General features: G+C 57.2%; 15 protein-coding genes. 10 read left to right on the top strand and 5 right to left on the bottom strand.

Going from position 1 to position 18,373, the window contains the following annotated elements; all coding sequences use genetic code 11:
- Window positions 1-7 precede the first annotated feature (7 nt).
- Both ACZ5C3_RS23650 and ACZ5C3_RS23645 read right to left on the bottom strand, forming a co-directional pair.
- A complete protein-coding gene (locus ACZ5C3_RS23650) occupies window positions 8-817 on the bottom strand; it encodes an aspartate dehydrogenase (protein ID WP_464044321.1) in 810 nt (269 codons plus the stop codon).
- Window positions 818-867: 50 nt separating this feature from the next.
- Entirely contained in the window at window positions 868-2,127 is a 1,260-nt protein-coding gene (locus ACZ5C3_RS23645) for a flavin-dependent oxidoreductase (RefSeq protein ID WP_464033532.1), read from the bottom strand.
- Window positions 2,128-2,286: 159 nt separating this feature from the next.
- Between ACZ5C3_RS23645 and ACZ5C3_RS23640 the strand changes: the two genes are divergently transcribed.
- Window positions 2,287-3,153, top strand: coding sequence for a LysR family transcriptional regulator (locus tag ACZ5C3_RS23640; protein ID WP_464033531.1), 867 nt, complete (start codon window positions 2,287-2,289; stop codon window positions 3,151-3,153).
- 59 nt (window positions 3,154-3,212) lie between these two features.
- On the opposite strand, the gene ACZ5C3_RS23635 is transcribed toward ACZ5C3_RS23640, so the two are convergent.
- Window positions 3,213-4,028, bottom strand: a complete 816-nt coding sequence (locus tag ACZ5C3_RS23635) for an alpha/beta fold hydrolase (RefSeq protein ID WP_464044320.1) — start codon at window positions 4,026-4,028, stop codon at window positions 3,213-3,215.
- A 315-nt stretch (window positions 4,029-4,343) separates the two neighbouring features.
- Here ACZ5C3_RS23635 and ACZ5C3_RS23630 point away from each other — a divergent pair, with 315 nt between their 5' ends.
- From ACZ5C3_RS23630 to ACZ5C3_RS23595, 8 genes are all read left to right on the top strand, one after another.
- Window positions 4,344-5,531, top strand: a complete 1,188-nt coding sequence (locus ACZ5C3_RS23630) for an ABC transporter substrate-binding protein (protein ID WP_464033526.1) — start codon at window positions 4,344-4,346, stop codon at window positions 5,529-5,531.
- A 56-nt stretch (window positions 5,532-5,587) separates the two neighbouring features.
- On the top strand, window positions 5,588-6,460 hold the full coding sequence (locus ACZ5C3_RS23625) for a branched-chain amino acid ABC transporter permease (RefSeq protein WP_464033525.1): 873 nt from the start codon (window positions 5,588-5,590) through the stop codon (window positions 6,458-6,460).
- Between the two features lies 1 nt (window position 6,461).
- Window positions 6,462-7,502, top strand: a complete 1,041-nt coding sequence (locus ACZ5C3_RS23620) for a branched-chain amino acid ABC transporter permease (RefSeq protein ID WP_464033523.1) — start codon at window positions 6,462-6,464, stop codon at window positions 7,500-7,502.
- Window positions 7,499-8,257 carry an ABC transporter ATP-binding protein gene (locus tag ACZ5C3_RS23615; RefSeq protein WP_464033521.1) on the top strand — a complete coding sequence of 253 codons (759 nt, stop codon included), beginning with the start codon at window positions 7,499-7,501 and terminating at the stop codon, window positions 8,255-8,257. Before ACZ5C3_RS23620 ends, ACZ5C3_RS23615 begins: the two co-directional genes overlap by 4 nt.
- On the top strand, window positions 8,250-8,999 hold the full coding sequence (locus ACZ5C3_RS23610) for an ABC transporter ATP-binding protein (protein WP_464033519.1): 750 nt from the start codon (window positions 8,250-8,252) through the stop codon (window positions 8,997-8,999). Before ACZ5C3_RS23615 ends, ACZ5C3_RS23610 begins: the two co-directional genes overlap by 8 nt.
- A gap of 63 nt (window positions 9,000-9,062) precedes the next feature.
- Window positions 9,063-11,039, top strand: coding sequence for a flavin-containing monooxygenase (locus tag ACZ5C3_RS23605; protein ID WP_464033518.1), 1,977 nt, complete (start codon window positions 9,063-9,065; stop codon window positions 11,037-11,039).
- Between the two features lie 115 nt (window positions 11,040-11,154).
- Window positions 11,155-11,544 (top strand): cupin domain-containing protein, encoded by a 390-nt coding sequence (locus ACZ5C3_RS23600; RefSeq protein ID WP_464033516.1) that lies wholly within the window; start codon window positions 11,155-11,157, stop codon window positions 11,542-11,544.
- Window positions 11,545-11,565: 21 nt separating this feature from the next.
- Window positions 11,566-13,017: an amidase gene (locus ACZ5C3_RS23595; protein WP_464044319.1), complete on the top strand. Its 1,452-nt coding sequence runs from the start codon at window positions 11,566-11,568 to the stop codon at window positions 13,015-13,017.
- A 641-nt stretch (window positions 13,018-13,658) separates the two neighbouring features.
- On the opposite strand, the gene ACZ5C3_RS23590 is transcribed toward ACZ5C3_RS23595, so the two are convergent.
- Window positions 13,659-16,208, bottom strand: coding sequence for an excinuclease ABC subunit UvrA (locus ACZ5C3_RS23590; RefSeq protein WP_464033512.1), 2,550 nt, complete (start codon window positions 16,206-16,208; stop codon window positions 13,659-13,661).
- Window positions 16,209-16,497: 289 nt separating this feature from the next.
- Window positions 16,498-17,718, bottom strand: coding sequence for a glutathione-independent formaldehyde dehydrogenase (locus ACZ5C3_RS23585; protein WP_464044318.1), 1,221 nt, complete (start codon window positions 17,716-17,718; stop codon window positions 16,498-16,500).
- Window positions 17,719-17,970: 252 nt separating this feature from the next.
- Here ACZ5C3_RS23585 and ACZ5C3_RS23580 point away from each other — a divergent pair, with 252 nt between their 5' ends.
- Window positions 17,971-18,303: a hypothetical protein gene (locus tag ACZ5C3_RS23580; protein ID WP_464044317.1), complete on the top strand. Its 333-nt coding sequence runs from the start codon at window positions 17,971-17,973 to the stop codon at window positions 18,301-18,303.
- The last annotated feature ends 70 nt before the right edge of the window (window positions 18,304-18,373 follow it).

Raw genomic sequence — 18,373 nt, 5'->3', positions numbered from 1 at the left:
GACGTTCTCAATGTATGATGAAATTCCTGACGCGATTCTCGATCAGCCGAACCAAACTAAGTGCTGTCAATTCTGACGACTTCGGATTGGTTGCCAGTGGTTTGTTTTCCAGGGTTATCTCCATCTGACCGAACGCACCACGGGCAACGATCCTGTGACCGTTCGTCGATGTGGAGGGATCCGCGATCATTTCGACGCGGGTACGGTCCAGGCCGATACCCGCCAGCGACGTGACGACTGTCGCGTTGGCGTTCTGCGGATAGGTCGCAGACGCCTGCCGCGCGTTCCCCGAAAAAAAGACAGTGCGTTTCGTCAGGCGGTCTAGATTGATCAGTTGCTCGGTTGCCGTTCCCCTCCAGGCATCGGGCGGCTTTATGATCTGATGCACGACATCATCCAGGCCAAGAATCGCGGCGCTTGTCAGCGCATCCATGCCGCCGATCGCCCCTGAGGGCAACTCGATTTTGCTGCCGTGACGTTCCGCCAAATCGGAAAGCGATGTAAGTATGCCGTCGTCGCTGAATGCACTGGTCGATGCAAAAATGACCGCAGGTGCGGCGACGAGCGCGGCAGGACCCCATTGCGAGATCGCGGCACGGCCCGCGGCCTCGATCACCAGATCGGGTTTGAGTGCGATCAGGTCGTCTGGAGCTGATAGCAATGCTGCGCTGTCGGGCCATGCGGCGCGTGCGCCGGAAAATTTGCCGGTCGCGACGGCAACGATGTCAACCGGAGACTCGCGTTCCCTCAGGAGTTCGCCGACTCTTGAGTTGATGGCGCCCCAGCCGATGAACGCTAGTCGAGGGAGTGAGGGCATAGAGGTGCTCACCGCGTGGTCGATCAGGATTGAAACAGCGCAGCCATTTTTCAGGAATCAGATCGTGGGGCGACCACATCGGAGATCGTAAAGCCGGCTATACGCTTGTAGTTTTCAGACAGCTTTCGAAGCTCGTCCTGGCTGATGTAGTCGTCCAGATTCTCAAACGGTTTATCGCCGACCAGCTTCTCGACTGTGGTGTTGATAAAATCCGGCGGAGATTCGCGGTTCGTGCGAACGACGTTGGCGGCGGGTACGACCCGCGCGGCTTCGTAATCCTTGAAAGCCTGCATCGGGTCGGAGTATTTGAGCAACGCGTCGGCGAGCGTGCGTGCGTCAATCAGCGACTGTGCAGCGCCATTGGAGCCGCGCGGATACATCGGATGAGCGGCATCGCCGGCGAGCGTTACACGACTGAAGGTCCAGACGTCGATCGGCTCCTTGTCAACCATTGGATATTCCAGGATCTGCTCCGAGTCGCGGATCATTTGTGGAATGTCGAGCCAGTCGAAATTCCAGTTCGCATAGACCGGCAGGAAGTCTGCGAGATTGCCCGGCTGATTCCAATCGTTTTGCTCGAATGTGTCACGTTTGATATCGGCCATCCAATTGATGAGCTGATTGCCTTGGTCGTCCACATTATCGATAATCGGATAGATCACTATCTTTCCGGTGCGTATCGAGCCGATGCGCATATAAGTGTGACCTCCCAGGATGGGCTTTCGCCGCGTGACCCCGCGCCAGCTATTGATTCCTCCAAATGCGAGCGTCTCGTTTGGGTAATACTGCTTTCGGATCGCGGAATTGATGCCATCGCAAGCAACCGCCACATCGGCGCGTACGCTCTCGAGTTGGTGCCGGGTTGAAGTTTCTCTGAAGTGGATGGTTACGCCGTTCTCGTCCTGCTCAACGCTCACGGCCTCGCGGTTTACCTGGAGCGCATCGGCGCCGAGCCTGTCCCGCACAGCCTTGGCAAGAATCACGTGCAATCGGCCTCTGTGAATCCCGATCTCAGGAACGTCGTAGCCTGCGTACTTTCCGCGCGGTTCCTTGTAGATCAGTTGTCCGAAGCGGTTGAAGAAGGCGCTCTCGTGATTTTCGATGCCAGCGGCGAAGAGTTCATCGCCCAATCCCAGCGCGGTCATTTCGCGCATCGCATGCGGCAGCAGCGTGATGCCTACGCCCAGAGGTTTGATTTCCGCCACGCGCTCATAGACGCGGCAGCTAAGACCCCGGCGATGCAGATTGAGGGCGAGTGCGAGACCACAGATTCCGCCGCCCAAAATTGCGATTTTTTCTTGATTAGCCATGGTATTCAGCCTCTGAGGAATGGACCGGTGTTCTTGTTTCGATATTGTCGTGAACGCCTGTTTCAAGGCAATCTTCGGGTCTCTGGGAAAGCGCATCATCTTCCCTCGTGAAACAGCCCGATAAGCGGAAAAAATTGAAGAGGAAAGGCTGGGTCAAGGATGGCGTCGGAGCTTGAGGTTTTCGTTCTGGTTGCCGAAAGTGGTGGCTTTGCTGGTGCGGCTCGGCGGCTGCGCCTGACGCCTTCGGCGATCAGCCGGCGGGTCGCGCTGCTGGAAGACAGACTCGGCGTTCAGTTGCTCTCCAGGACAACTCGGAAGGTCGAGCTGACCGCCGCCGGAGAAGCGTATTTTCAGCGTATCAAGCCGTTGCTGTCGGCGATTGCCGTGGCGGCCGATGACCTTGGGCAATTCTCGCCGGTTCCGGTCGGCCAGCTTGTGGTCGGAGCGCCGGCCGCGCTTCTGGAAAGGAAGCTGGTCGGTTTCGTCACGGAATATCTGCAGGCCAATCCCCAGATGCGGATTGAGCTCATACCGTCCGAACTCGGCTCCAATGTCGACTACGACTTTACTGTTCAATCGCTGCCCTCGTCGGACAAGAATAAGGTTTCGATGAGGCTTGCCGCCAATCCATGGACGGTATGCGCGGCGCCGAGCTATATCGCGAAACATGGAGCACCCGAGCATCCGCAAGATCTCCAGTCGCACAACTGTCTCATCATTGGAACGCATCCGCACTGGCAATTCATCGTCGACGACAAGGAGCTCAATCTCGTTCCTCCATCCCGCTTCATCAGTTTCGGCAGCGCCGTCTACAGGGGGGCGATCGATGGTTTCGGTATCGCCCGGCTCGCGGCATTCCTGGTCAACGACGATCTCAAAAGCGGGCGCTTGGTCAAATTGCTTGGTCAATACTCCGATAAAAAGGCGCGCGATCTCTATCTGATCGCTGACGCCGATAAAATCGGATTTGCCAAGTACGCGGGCTTCGCCGAATTCATCAAATTGAAATTCGCGGGCGGCTTCTGACGATTGATCGCTTGTGACCTCGTGCATTATGCGGCCCTCATGAGGAGTGGCTACCCCGGTTAGCTCGCGGAGCGCTTCCGCTCCGTATTAGGGGACGTTTGCAGATCGAGACTCCCAAGAAAGTCATCGAGCAAGGTATTGTAGTCGCTGCTGCGGGTTTCGGGGAGAAAGTGGCCGCCGTGGTCAAGAACGACGTATTTGGAGCCCGGAATGCGTCGAGCCACTTCGTCCGACATGTAACGCGGGATGAGACAGTCATCGTGCGCCGCAACAACAACGGTAGGCGCCTTGATTCGATCCATCAAGGGAGTCTGGTCTGTCTCCAGAATCGCATTGATACGGGCGATGGTAATATCAACATCGACGGCGCCACCATTCTCGAATGCGTTGTCGTGCGCCTCGGCATAGTCGGGTGGATAGCGGAAGAAGATGCCGGCCTTGTGAAATAAGTCGGTCGCACCGATTTCAAGCAGGGACCTCCGGAACTCGAACACGCGGCGAAAATAGTTGCCCGGCTTGCACCATGTTGACGAGAGCAGAAGTCCGGACACGCGATCCGGAGTCCACGCCGCCAATGTCTGGGCGATGGCTCCTCCCGTTGAATGGCCGACCAGAACGGCTGCATCGATCCCGGCGGCGTCTATCACGATCTGAACATCCTCGGTCATCTGATCGAGTGAATATTTCTGCCGACTGCGTACGCTGGCGCCGGCGCCGCGCTGATCGACCGTAATTACCCTGAACCGCTCTCTGAAGAATTCGGTCTGCTTGCTCCAGAACGAACCCACGCCGCCGAAGCCCGGTATGAAAATGATCGGGTGACCGTGTCCGACATCTTCATAATACAAGGCGTCATTGGGACCAGCATATGGCATTCTACTTCCGATCTCGCGCGTGCATCGATATCGAACACGCGTAATACAAGTTCAGGCGGTCGATAAGCGCCAAAAAAATCACGAATGCTCGTGACTGAACGCTATAGCGAGATTGATTGCGTGTTGAGCGGAATGCTCGACGATTGAGCGGAAGAAGCTTACGGAAACGGCAGTTCTTCTGCTCCGACGATGAATTTTTCGCATTCATCTTCGTGAGTTTTTTCTAGGTTGCACCTCGTGGTTCGCTTCCGGATAGTTTTAAATATGCGCTGACGACCGAGTCAGGCGGGAATGAGGAACAGAGGAGCTCTGCTCATGCGTGTTCGACTGTCCGCTCTGGTGAGCGCTGCGATCGTCGTTGCGGCTTCATTGGGAACGGCGGCACCTGCCGCCGCGGAAAGCGTCCTCAAGGTTGGTTTGCTTGCGCCGCTCTCGGGTCCGTTCGCCGCTCTCGGCGATAGCCTTGATCGAGGCGCCCGACTCTACGAGAAGGTGCACGGAAAGGAAGTGCCTTCTGTACAGGTCATTCGGCGCGACGACGCCGGCGTGCCGGACAACACACGGCGCATCGCGCAGGAGCTTATCGTCCGCGACGGCGTCAAGATCATTACAGGTATTGCGCTCTCCCCGCAGGGGTTCGCCCTGGCAAAGATTGCAACGGAAGCCAAGGTTCCCGTGGCCTTGATGAACGCAACGACCTCCAGCCTGACGAGATCGTCTCCTTATTTCGTTCGCTTTTCCTATACCCAGTGGCAGACGGCTTACCCGATGGGAGTCTGGGCCGCCAAGAACAGCATCAAAACCGCTGCGATTCTTGTCGCCGACTACGCGGCCGGTATCGACTCAGAGGCTGCCTTCAAGAAAGGTTTCGAGGAGAACGGCGGCAAGGTTGTCGGTGCGGTTCGAGCCCCGATGGTTACAACGGACTATCTTCCATTCATGGAGCGCCTCAAGACGGAGAAGCCTGAAGCCGTCTTCATCTTTGTTAACAACGGACGCATGCCATCGGCTGCAAAGGCGTTCAATGACGCCGGTTTGCGGGACGCAGGCGTTAAGCTGATTGGCCCCGGTGATAATGCACTGGATGACGAGTTACCGCATATGCCTCCCGATGTTGTCGGCTTCATCAGCGCTGCGACATACGCGGCTGCCAACAAGGATGCCGGCAATGTCGAGTTCGTGAAGGCCTGGAAGGCCGAGTACGGCGAGAATTCGCTGCCGAACGTCACGGCCGTATCCGGGTGGGATACGATGTCGGCGATCTATACGGCCGTCAAAGAACTCGGACCGAGCGCAGATGGCCCGTCGCTCCTGAAATGGCTCTCCAACTGGAAAGCCACGAGCAGCCCGCGAGGCAATGTTTCGATCGATCCGCAGACCCGCGATATTGTCCAGCCGATCAAGATGAACAAGGTTGAGATGGTGAATGGCAAGCCAGCGAATGTGACTTTTGAAGAAGAGGCCCCGTCGAAAGATCCCTGGAAAACTTTTAACCCCGAATGATGCGCTATCGGCTGTTGGATCATCGGGCGCTTCCCGCTACTGGAGCTTGCTGACACGTGTCAGACATTCTGCTCAGCATCCTCTTTACGGGAACCGCTTATGCGATGGTTCTCTATATCATCTCCGTCGGTCTATCGATCACGATGGGGCTCTTGGGAATCGCCAACCTCGCACATGGGGCATTCGCGATGGCGGGAGGTTATCTTCTCATTACTTTTCTTAATCGCTTCGCTGTTCCCTTTACCCTGGCTCTTATCCTGACTGCGGCGATCGTGGCGGCGGCGAGCGTCGTTCTGGAACGGGTTCTGTATGCCAAGGTCTACAGGGCGGGCGAATTCGATCAGGTCCTGCTGAGCATGGGGCTCATCTTCGTCGCGTCCGCAGTCGCACACTACATCTACGGCCCGATACCGCAGACCGTGGCTGTCCCGGCGGCTCTCACCGGAAAACTCGACCTCGGTCTGCGAGCCTTCCCGTTGTACCGGGTCTTTCTCATTGCGATGGGGATCGTGATTTTCGTCACCTTGCTGCTCGTCATCGAGCGAACCAGTACAGGCATGCGCATACGGGCGACGGTAGACAATCGTGCGATGGCCGAGGCAGTCGGCATCGATACCAAAAAACTGTTCTCCGTCGTCTTCGCCGCGGGAAGTGCGCTGGCGGCGATCGGCGGCGGTCTCGGCGGCGATATGATTGCGATCACGCCAGGTTATCCGCTGGAGAATCTCGCCTACTTTCTCATTGTCGTATCGATCGGCGGATTGGGCACCGTGAGTGGTCCGTTTGTTGCGGCGCTGTTGCTCGGGATCGGCGACAGCGCATGCAAGATCATTGCGCCGCAATTCGGCGCTTTCTTCATCTATCTCTCGCTTTTCGGCTTTCTGCTGCTGCGTCCCGGCGGATTGCTCAATCGCGTACAGGATCACTGATATGGATCCGCGCAAGGAGCAGGCCACCGCGTTTGTGGTGCGGTCGCACCCCTTCAAACTTTGGGAAGCAACACCTTGGCTCGCCTTCGCTGCCGTCTGGCTTGTATTCCCGACCTACCTGCCTTTCGCGTCGCAGGTGATCGTGATGATTCTGTTTACGCTCTCCTACGACATCGTGGTGGGCTACGCCGGCATTATCATTCTAGGCCATACCGCCTTCTTCGGAGTGGGGGCCTATATGGCCGGCCTGCTCGCCGTGAACGGATGGCCGGAACCGATCAGTGGATTGATTTGCGCCGGCCTTGCCGCAGCGATTGCCGGCTTGTTATCCGGCATCGTGATATTGCGCACGCGAGGGCTTACGCTTCTGATGCTCGGCCTCGCCTTGACTTTGCTGTTCGGAGAGCTTGCCAACCGTTTTGCGAATATCACGGGCGGGCATGACGGTCTTCAGGGCATTGAGATCTCGCCGCTCTTCGGGATGTTCGGGTTCGATATCTTCGGGCACGTTGCCGCTGTCTACTGCATTTCCGTCCTGTTCCTGTCGTGGCTCTTTGTGCGCACGTTGGTTGGTTCGCCGTTCGGAAGGTCGCTGGTCGGTATTCGTCTCAATCCGGTGAGAATGCAGGCGATCGGCGTGCCTGTGATGAGACGGAAGTTGATCGCGTTCACCATAAGCGCGGCGCTGGCCGGAGTCGCAGGCGGGCTCTCGGCCCAGGTGTCGCAGTTTGTCTCCCTTTCGGTTTTTGGGTTGGAGATGGCCGGCGCCGTCTTGATCATGCTTGTTGTAGGCGGCCGTGGCCGTCTCTACGGCGCATTCGTTGGTGCTTCGTCCTACATGATCGTCCAGGATGCGCTGGCCAAGGATGATCCCGTCTTCTGGCTGTTCTGGATCGGCCTGATGCTGATCGCGATCGTGCTATTTGCACCTGGCGGGTTGATTGGTCTGATTGAAAAGGCCGCTGCCTTGCGCAGGGCAAAGCCAGAGCCAGCTTCGCCGGAGCAATCTCCGGCCGATGTTGAGTGCAGGGCAAGCCAATGACGGAGACGCTTGCACTACGGACCAGGGAACTCACCAAGGTTTTCAACGAGACGACGGTCGTCTCGGGCGTTGACTTCGAGATGAAGGTTGGCTCGCGGCAGGCACTGATCGGGCCGAACGGCGCGGGCAAGACGACATTCATCAATCTTCTCACCGGGAATCTTCCGCCCACCAAGGGCGAGATCTGGATCAATGAGCACGACGTCACCGGGCTTTCCGCGGATCGCAGGGTAAAATCCGGTCTGGCCCGAACTTTCCAGATCAATTCGCTGTTCCGCGAACTGAGTGTCATCGAGCATGTCCAGCTGGCCGTCGCAGAGCGCATGGGTGGCGGAGCCAGAATGATCGGCGGCCGTAGCTTCAAGAAGGCGACCGCTGAAATCGCCTACGACATCCTGGAGAGCCTCAAGCTCGAAAGCGCGGCGACATCTTCCATCGCGCAGCTTTCTTACGGCCGCCAGCGCCTGGTCGAGATTGCGATTGCCCTTGCTCTGCAGCCATCAGTCCTCCTGCTGGACGAGCCTGCCGCCGGTGTTGCCCCGGCCGATTCCTATGCGGTTTTTGAACTGATCGAGCGGCTGCCTGCAAATGTCTCGGTTCTCTTCATCGAGCACGACATGAAACTCGTTGCGCGATTTGCTCGAAAGATCAGTGTTCTTGTGGCGGGGCAAATCGTCATCGAAGGGACGCCTCAGGAGATCGCATCGAACAGTTTTGTCCGCGACATCTATCTGGGTCATCGTCACAATGGCTGAAACGAAGGGTGAAAATCGGCCGATAGCCTTGGCTTGTGAGCATGTGAGCTCCGGATGGGGGGCGACACAAGTCATCAACGATATTTCGTTCGAACTCCCGATGGGCGAGACGCTTGCCGTGCTTGGACGAAACGGCGTCGGCAAAACAACACTGATTTCGACGGTCGCGGGACGTGCGGACATCAAGGGCGGCGTTATCAGGCTTGGAAGCGAGCCGATTCAGAACTTGCCGAGATACACCCGTGCTGTTCGCGGCATCGGCCTGGTGCCGCAGGAGCGCGAGATATTTCCCTCCCTCAGCGTCGAGGAAAATCTGGTAGTTGCCGCTCGTAGTCGCGAGCGCGCTGCAGAGGAATGGACGCTGGCAAGGGTGTTCGATCTGTTTCCGCGTCTGCAGGAGCGGCGCAACATCGGAGGTACGAAACTGTCCGGCGGCGAACAGCAAATGCTCAGCATTGGACGCGCTCTTATGGGCAATCCTTCCGTGCTCCTGATGGATGAGCCAATGGAAGGTCTTGCGCCTGTCATCGTTGATCTAATCGTCGCGGCAATGAAGCGTATCCGCGCGGAATCGGGCGTCGCGATCCTTCTGGTCGAGCAGCACGTCGACATTGCGCTCGAGTTCACGCATCGGTTGCTGGTTCTGGATCGCGGGTCGGTCATCTTCGATGGAGCCGACGGCGCTCGTCCCATCAATCGAAATTCCATCGAAAGCTTGGTCGGCGTCGATGCTCTGATATAGGCCCGCCACAAGATGGGCTATTCGGAGATTTCGGTACGTTTGGTGTGATTGCGAGGCGGTAACGTGAACGGCCGTGAAGGCGACAGGACACCGATGGCGGACGAACAGGCGCGCGTCGTGGCGATTTTCAGCGAAGCGGTCGCTGACGAGCAACTGCTTCGGAAGATGTTGCTGGAAGCAGATATCGTGCCGCAGGCGCTGGTTCATGCCCAATTGACCGGCGACGACTCTTTACTGGAAAAGGCAGCTCCTTTTATCGAAGGAGGCTGGAGCCACCTGGAACGGATTCCTGAAGGCCTTCGTCAGGAGATTCGCGAAGCGCTAGTCGGCGCCATGAGGATGGCGGGCACCGGAGCGATCGAGAACGTCGCATTTACGCGGCAAAGACTGTGCCAGCTGCTTAGCTATGGCGTCAACGACCTTGTGTCCGACGACTACGGATCCATGTTTGTGGAAGAGGCGGCGCCTTTGTTGGGCAAGATGCGAACCGCTGAGTGGCGCAGAATTCCTCCGGCTGACAAAGTACAGGCGTTCTCGGTTATCATTGCCGGTGCCGGCGCGTCGGGTCTGTGTATGGCCGTCATGCTGAAGCAAGCGGGGATTCCATTTACGATTCTTGAAAGAAACGACGAAGTCGGCGGAGCCTGGTATGAAAATCAATATCCGGGCGCTGGTGTCGATATTCCAAACCACGTCTATTCATTCTCGTTCGAACCCAAACCCCAGTGGAACAGGGTGTTCGGGCTCCGTGACGAGCTTTTGGAGTACCTCAAAGGCATCGTCGAGAAATACGAACTTCGCGACCACATCAGATTCGACAGCGAGGCCGTCGCGGCTTCGTTTGATTCCGACCGCCGATGCTGGGACGTGACGATCAAAAATAAATCGGGAGGGACCGAGGTCCTGACGGCAAAGATCTTCGTGCCGAGCGTGGGCTCGCTTAACCGCCCGGCATTACCGAAGGTAAGTGGTCTTGAGAGCTTCAAGGGACCGATATTCCACACTGCCCGCTGGGATCACAACGTCGATCTCAAAGGCAGGCGCGTGGCGATTGTGGGGACGGGAGCGAGCAGCGTTCAGGTGGGGCCGACAATTGCTCCGGCTGTCGAGAAGCTGGTGATCTTCCAGAGGTCGCCTGGCTGGGTCGGTCTTAACCAGAGCTATCACACGGTCTTCTCGCCGGGGATGCAATGGGCCAATAGGCATATTCCCTATTTTTACATGTGGTATCGCTTTCTGCTGTTCTGGGCGAGCGGAGATACCAATCATGCGGTTGTCCAGCGCGATCCGAACTGGGACAAGCCGGACGTATCGTTGAACGCGCGCAACCATACAATCCGCGAGAACATGATCCGCTACATGCAGGCGGAATTGAAAGACCGGCAAGATCTGCTGGCAAAGATCATCCCGAACTATCCCCCCTGGGGGAAGCGGATGCTGCGGGACAACGGCTGGTTCAAGATGCTGCTGCGGGACAATGTTGAATTGGTCAATGCCGGTGTTGGCCGGATTGAGCCGGACGCGGTTATTGATGCCAACGGTGACAAACATCCGCTCGACGTCATCATTCTGGCCACGGGTTTCAAGCCGACGGAAGTGCTCGCTCCGATGGTTATCATCGGACGGACGGAAAGATCGATCAATGACGTTTGGAAAGATGAAGGCGCGCGCGCCTTCATGGGCATGACCGTGCCGGAATTTCCGAACATGTTCATCTTGGGTGGCCCGAATACGGGCCTCTCCCACGGTGGTGGCATCTTCTTCTACATCGAACTTCAGGTGCGTTACATCATGCAGTGTTTGCGCGAGATGATAGAGCGAAACATGGGCACCATGGAAATTCGTCAGGAACTCCATGACGAGTACAATCGTCGCGTCGATGAAATGCACGCGCGCATGGTCTGGACCCATCCGAACGTCAGCAATTGGTACAAGGACGAACGCGGCCGCGTCGTCGGCCTTGCTCCGTGGAGGATCGTGGATTTCTGGAAAATGACGTCGTCATTGAATCCCGATGATTTCGTTTTCACGGTCGCCTGATCGGCGTGGCCTGCATCCAGGAGTTCTCTGATCGGGAATTGTAAAGCACGAATATCGATCTGTTGTGTCCGCTCTATTGTCCGAAGGCTCAGTCAACCACAAGGAAAGTCTCATCATGCAAGTTCTTAATCACAACGACCAGCCAACCGAAAAATGGCGTGATGGCGTCATAACGCGCATGCGGATGTCGTTTTTGCTGGGAGGGCACCAGTTGTGCATCTTTGACCAGTTCTGCGCCCCCGGACTTGGCGCCCCGATACATATTCATGCTGTCGAGGAGGTTCTCGAAGTGATCGACGGCAGGGCCGAAATCTATCTGAATGGCGAAACCGCGGTCGTAAGTGCAAATCAGTCGGTCCTGATTCCTGCCGGAATGAAGCACGGGTTCAAGAATGTGGAGACGAAGATCCTGCATGTGCGCGCGACACTCGCAGCGCCGATCTTCGAAGCGTCCTACGAAAACAGGAACGAAATATCGCGACGCTGGAGCCCGGGTGAGGACTGAGAGAAGATGAAACCGCGCTCAATGACTGACCTGGCCTATGCGCCCGCGTCCGAACTCCTTCGCCTGATGGATCGTCACGAACTGACGTCCCGGGAACTGCTTGAGCTGTATCTGGGCCGTATCGAAAAATACAATGGGGACGTCAACGCCGTCGTCTACCTCGACACTGAGGCTGCCCGAAAGAGGGCAGATATAGCCGACAAAGCGCGTGCGGAGGGACAAAGCTGGGGCGTACTGCATGGTCTGCCGATGACCGTGAAGGATGTGCACAATGTAGCGGGTTGGCCGACAACGTACGGTGATCCCGGAGACGCTAATTGGCGCCCCGAGAAGAACAGTTCGTTGGTCGACAGGCTCATCGGTGCCGGCGCGATTATATTCGGAAAAACCAATATTCCGCTACACTCCGCGGACTTCCAGTCTTTCAACGAGGTCTATGGTTCGACCCGAAATCCCTGGGACCTTGCTCGATCACCGGGAGGATCGTCCGGAGGATCTGCAGCGGCGCTCGCATCGGGTTTCACCCCCGTTGAACTCGGCACGGATATTGCGGGATCTATCCGCTTTCCTGCTCATTTTTGTGGTGTTTTCGGCCACAAGCCGACCCACGGAATTCTCTCCGATGAGGGCAATCTCCGGCGCGGTACGTGGTTAGCGAGTGATCTTGCCACTGCCGGGCCACTCACACGATCGGCGGCGGATCTTGAACTCTTGCTCGATGTATTGGCCGGGCCGGATGGAGCGCCGGCAAAGGCCTGGCAACTGAACTTGCCGGGACCGCGTGCAGTGCGGTTGAGTGATTTTCGAATTGGCGCGATCGAGAATTCATCCGTCGCGCCAATCGACATCGCTTATGGTGAGGTCATCTCCCAATTCATCCAGAGCCTTGAACAGGCCGGAGCGTCAGTCCAAAGGGACGCACATCCGTCATTCGACCATGCGGAGGCTCATGACGCTTACCTCAAGTTGCTTCGCGGAACGGGAGCAGGGCGTATGAGCGCAGCAGAATTTAACAACGTGGTGGAGATTGCGGCAGGGCTTTCGGACTCCGATCGGTCCTATCGCGCTAAGCTTCGCCGGGCTCAAACACAATCCCACAGAAGTTACATTGGAGCAGAGGAGATCCGTGCACGGCTGAATGCGGAATGGACTCGCTTCTTCTGCGATTTTGACATCTTGCTGTGTCCGGTCACGTTGTCCGCCGCGTATCCGGTGGACGAAACGACAATTCGTGAAGACCGGAAGATAAATGTGTCTGGCGAACAGGTTGACTACAACGATCAGCTTTTCTGGGCAGGTTACAGCACGATGCCATCCTTGCCCGTGACGACAATCCCGGTCGGATCGTTATCAAGTGGTTTGCCTGTGGGAATCAATATCGTTGGGCCGTATCTGGAGGACAAAACAACCCTGGCGTTTGCAAAGGAAGCCAGCAGGTACGTGAAATTTGTTCCTCCACCCGGGTTCGGCTAAAAGAAAAACACGTGTTGATCTTTGGCTCCCCCGGGAGTTGCGGGGGGACAATCGAGGGTAATCTGACATCGCATTTCGCTGCTGAGCAGCGACTACACGAACAATCCTGCGACTGATGGGAATGGTCACAAATGTAGTCAGTGTTCTAACTGATAAGAAAATAGCCAAAACGGAGTCAGTCAGCCGACTGATAAGCAAAGGCACGAAATGGAGTCAGTCCGCAGGCTGATAAAGAAAGAGCACAAAGCTTATCAGTTGTTCGCTTGAAAGCTGACGCGTATTCAGCCTCGGAAATCAGGGTCAAGCGTCCTCAAGCAGTGGCATATCAAGGCTTGGTAGCTCAGGCAGTGATTTTTCCGCAAAAGCTTGTAGGTTCAACGTCTGCTTTTGACCCAAAGCGGACATTGCGAGTTGCTCGACCTTGAGGCGAGTTGTGCCAACCAATAGTGGTTACAGATAAGCGGTATAGAAGCTGATGCAGACTAGGATGGATGCAAAAAGGGCCGATGACGCCGGCCTTCTCCGAGAATGCTGTCGCGCCATTGATCGCGTTGGTGCGCGACAGTGTTCCCGATGGCAAACTTTCAACACGCGCAAAGTCGCCGCCAGCCGTCGCCGTGTCGGCGCATAATGAGGCGCCTCTAAATTGGATCGGAGATCATGGGCGAAAAGCTAAAATGTCCCTCGAGATATTGTGCGGTTCGGCTTCCGCTGGCGGACGACATCTTGGAGGGAGGGCCGGCCCACACGATCTTTCCGCCCTCGTCGCCGGCGCCTGGACCGATGTCAATCACCCAGTCGCTTTGCGCCACCATGCTCATATCGTGCTCGACGACGAGGACTGTGTTTCCGGAATCTACCAGCCCATTAAGCTGGCCATTCAACTTTTCCACATCAGAGGGATGTAGGCCGGTCGTGGGCTCATCTAAGACATAAAGCGTGTGGCCGCGCTGGGCGCGCTGCAGCTCGGTAGCGAGCTTGATACGTTGTGCTTCGCCGCCCGATAATTCTGTCGCGGCTTGCCCGAGGCGAATGTACCCCAGGCCGACTTCCCGGATCACACCCAGAGATCGCCGCAAGGCCTCGTCGTCAGCAAAAAATTCAAAGGCCTCATCGACCCGCATCGCCAGAACGTCGGCGATTGATTGATCGCGAATTTTGATTTCCAGCGTTTTGGCATTGTACCGAGCACCCTTGCAGGTTGGACACGGCGCATAGACACTTGGCAGAAACAATAACTCAACGCAGACAAAACCTTCGCCGCGGCAGGTTTCACAGCGTCCCTTGGCGACGTTAAACGAGAAACGGCCAGCATCGTAGCGGCGACTGCGCGCCAGGCGCGTGTTTGCGAAAAGTTTGCGGACGTGATCGAACAGACCGGTATACGTCGCAAGATTAGAACGCGGTGTGCGCCCGATTGGCTTTTGATCGACGACCACCAATCTTTGAATGATATTTAGCCCCGCGACGATCATCCCGCCCAATGTCGGTACCTTAGCATCGAGGTGTGCATCCTCGTCGTCCGCGTTATTCACGTGCTGCCCTAATCCAGCCGCCACCGCCTCCACAAGAAACTGGCTGACCAGACTGGATTTGCCGGAGCCGGAAATGCCGGTGACGCTGGTAAAAACGCCCAGCGGAATGTCGGCGTCAAGGTGGTCGAGATTATTACGCGTGACACCACGGAGCCGCAGCCACGATTGCGGTGTGCGTGGCGACCGGCCCGCTGAGGCATTGGATCCGTTCAGATACCTTCGTGTCTGGGATGCCTCGACGTCCGCAAGCCCTTCCAGTGGGCCGCTGTAGAGTATCTCGCCACCTTGCTCGCCGGCTTTCGGGCCGACGTCCACGATCCAGTCGGCGTGTCGGATCACATCAAGCTCATGCTCGACGACGAACAGAGAATTGCCCGACGCTTTCAAGCGATCGAGCGCGGTCAGGAGCGCTTCCGTATCCGCGGGATGTAAACCAGCGGAAGGCTCGTCGAGAACGTATACCACGCCGAACAAATTGGAGTGGACCTGGGTTGCCAGACGCAATCGCTGCAATTCGCCAGGCGACAGTGTTGGCGTGCTACGTTCCGGCGCCAGGTAACCAAGGCCTAAATCCATCAACACCGCGAGCCGCGCGACCATGTCCTCGGCAATACGCTGGATGACGATTGCCCTTTCTGATTTTGCATCGGCTTGTTTTAGATGGGGAAGGAGCAACGTGTGCAGACGCTTCACTGGCAGCCGCGACAGCTCGGCAATGTCCAGGCCTGCGAACTTTACCGACAACGCCTCGGGCTTCAGCCGCTTTCCGTGACAGACAGGGCAATCGCGACTCAAAATATACTGCGCGACGCGTCGCTTCATCATCGCACTTTCGGTCGTGGCGAAGGTTTGCAGCACATACTTCCGCGCACTCGTGAATGTGCCTTGATAGCTCGGTTCTTCCTTGCGCCGCAGTGCGCGCTTTACCTCAGCTGCGGTGTAGCCCGCGTAGACCGGTACCGTCGGCTGTTCGTCCGTAAATAAGATCCAGTTGCGATCCTTCTTTGAAAGCTGACGCCAAGGCTTATCGACGTCGTAGCCAAGAGTGACCAGGATGTCGCGCAGGTTCTGACCTTGCCAAGCGGTTGGCCACGCCGCGACTGCGCGCTCGCGGATGGTGCGGCTATCATCCGGCACCATTGAGGTCTCGGTGACGTCATGAACACGACCGATTCCGTGACAATTCGGGCAGGCTCCTTCGGGAGTATTGGGTGAAAAGGATTCCGCGTAGAGTAGAGGCTGATGCTTCGGATAGTCACCGGCGCGCGAATAGAGCATGCGCAATAAATTCGAAAGGGTAGTGACGCTCCCGACAGAAGAGCGAGTGGTTGGTGATCCGCGCTGCTGCTGCAAGGCGACCGCCGGCGGAAGACCGGTGATCTCGTCGACTTCAGGCACTTGCATTTGGTGAAATAGACGACGCGCGTAGGGCGACACGGATTCGAGATAGCGCCGCTGAGCCTCGGCATACAGCGTGCCGAATGCGAGGGAAGACTTTCCCGATCCCGAAACCCCGGTGAAGACCACGAGTGCGTCGCGCGGAATTTCCAGATCGATATTCTTGAGGTTGTGCTCGCGACCACCGCGTACGCGGACGAAGCCACGCCGAGCCTCTTCCGCGGCATTTAGAGAACGAGGTTTGTTGGCTTCTAACATTTACACCAGCCGGCTACGGGAAACGCATGACCGCCGAGCGGAGTTCCGAAGAGAATGGCATCAAGTCCGCGCAACAGTCCGCCCCGCGGGCGGACCTCCCCGCGCCGCGGTGGCCGATCAGGCATCATGAGCCGGTCCCCGGAAGCTGGCGCCGAGGACGTCGATCCTTGCGATCGCCGATGGGGCTATGATAGCGGTGCCAGGGGCTTTATCCGACATCAGCGCAGCCGTCTCGAAAGATGGTTAATTGCGTCCGGCGTTCGCGCCGGGTTTCGGCGGGCTATCCAATTTATCCGGTCGACATCAGCTTGGTCATGTTGTGCGGATCGATCACGAACTTCTTGGGAGATCCGTCATGGAAGATTTGATATGCTTCGACGGCCCGCTCCAGCGGGATAACCTCGGTATTTAGAAGCGGCGTCAGGTAAGGCATCCTGTCCCACAGGATGGCCATCATCAGATCGCGGTTGTAGTGCATGACGGGACATTGACCGGCCGTGAATGTCGGCGATTTTACCCAGGCTGCAGGAAAGCCCAGGGCCATCAAGCCTTTCTTGTTAAGTTCTGTGGGAGCACCGGGATCCAGGTTAGTGTAGACGCCGGGGATGCCCATGGCCCCGGCAGGCTTGATTACCTCCATCAACGTATTGATGACGGCTTCCTCCACGTTCTTTGAACTGGCGTCCGGCCCATAGCCGTGGCACTCGAGGCCCACACAATCCACAGCCGCGTCGACCCAGCGAGAGCCCGTGCCGAGAAGTTTTTCAATCTGATCGGCAACAGGGGTAGTGCTGGACGGATCTACGACTTCGTAGCCGGCTTTTTTCACCAAATCGCGCCTGGCCTTGTTGTGGTCGCCGACGATAATGCAAGACGCTCCAAGAAGCTGCGCGCTCGCAGCGGCGCAGCGACCGACCGGCCCGGCCCCGGCAATGTACACGGTAGAACCCGTTCCAACCCGCGCCTCGACACAGCCATGATACCCGGTGGGCAGAATATCGGAGAGCAGGGTGAGGTCCCTAATCTTTTCCATTGCCTGTTCCTTGTCGGGAAATTTCAGCAGCTGGAAGTCCGCCCACGGTACCAGCATATATTCGGCTTGGCCGCCCTGCCAGCCGCCAAGATTGAAACCGTAAGCGCCGCAAAATCCGAGCTCCTCATTAGCGTTGAGGCATACGTCCGTGTGGCGTTCCTTGCAGTTTCGGCATGTGCCGCAAGCAACGTTGAAGGGTACGGAGCAGAAATCGCCCACCTTAATGTGCTCGACATGCGACCCTACCTCAACCACCTCGCCTGTGTTCTCATGGCCCATCTGCATTCCCTTCGGGGCCGCGAAGCGGCCGTTATAGATATGCAGGTCGCTGCCACAGATGTTTGTCGTGATGATCTTGAGGATCACAGCGTGCTCAATCTTCCTTCCCTTCGGGTCCTGAAGCTTCGGGTATCCTTTGTCCTGGAGCTCCATCTTGTGTGGCCCCAAGAATGTGATGGCGCGATTTCTTGCTGCCATAGGTAATCTCCTTGGTTCAAGGTGGTGGGTTTTGGCGCTGAAACATTCATCGATGCCCAATGCGGCGATGGAGAATAGGCTGAGAAGGCATCGGCAAGCCTTGATAGCCGTCAACGTTGGTGCGACGTCTGACGCTGATGACTGTTGAGAGTTGCGCATTCGATCGTCGCGCTTTGGCCCAGAACAGTGATCGCCGATCTCCACCTCTCAAAAAGCCGAATGGTTGATCGAATGGGGTAGTGGACGAGGGTGATGGCCGCATTTGTGCTGAGTTTTCGCAATGCCGGCGCGAAGGAACGCTGTCATGCAGCTCGGGACAATGAGTATCGCCCTTGTGGTCCTTGCGGGTTCGCCGGTGCTTGCCAGTTCTGGATCTGCACGGCGCGATATAATTTTCAGGACCTCACCGCCAACAAGAATGGCGACTTTGTCCAACTTCCGAGCGATATCGGTTGGCCCTCGCTGACCGAGTCCTCTGATGTGCACGCGGTAACAGGCTTCGCTGCTATCGGTGCTTTTCTCCCCGGCGGCGAGGCTCAATTTTGTGCCACCTCGCCGCGGTCGTACGCGGCAGCGCCCGGATGATCGTGATCGTGGGCCGAACGCGCAAGCGCGCGAAGGGTACCGACACCTTCGTTACGGAGCCCCGCTTTGT

The organism is Afipia dichlorophenoxyacetatis (genome assembly GCF_055386385.1).
This window is presented reverse-complemented; position numbering and strand designations above follow the sequence as displayed.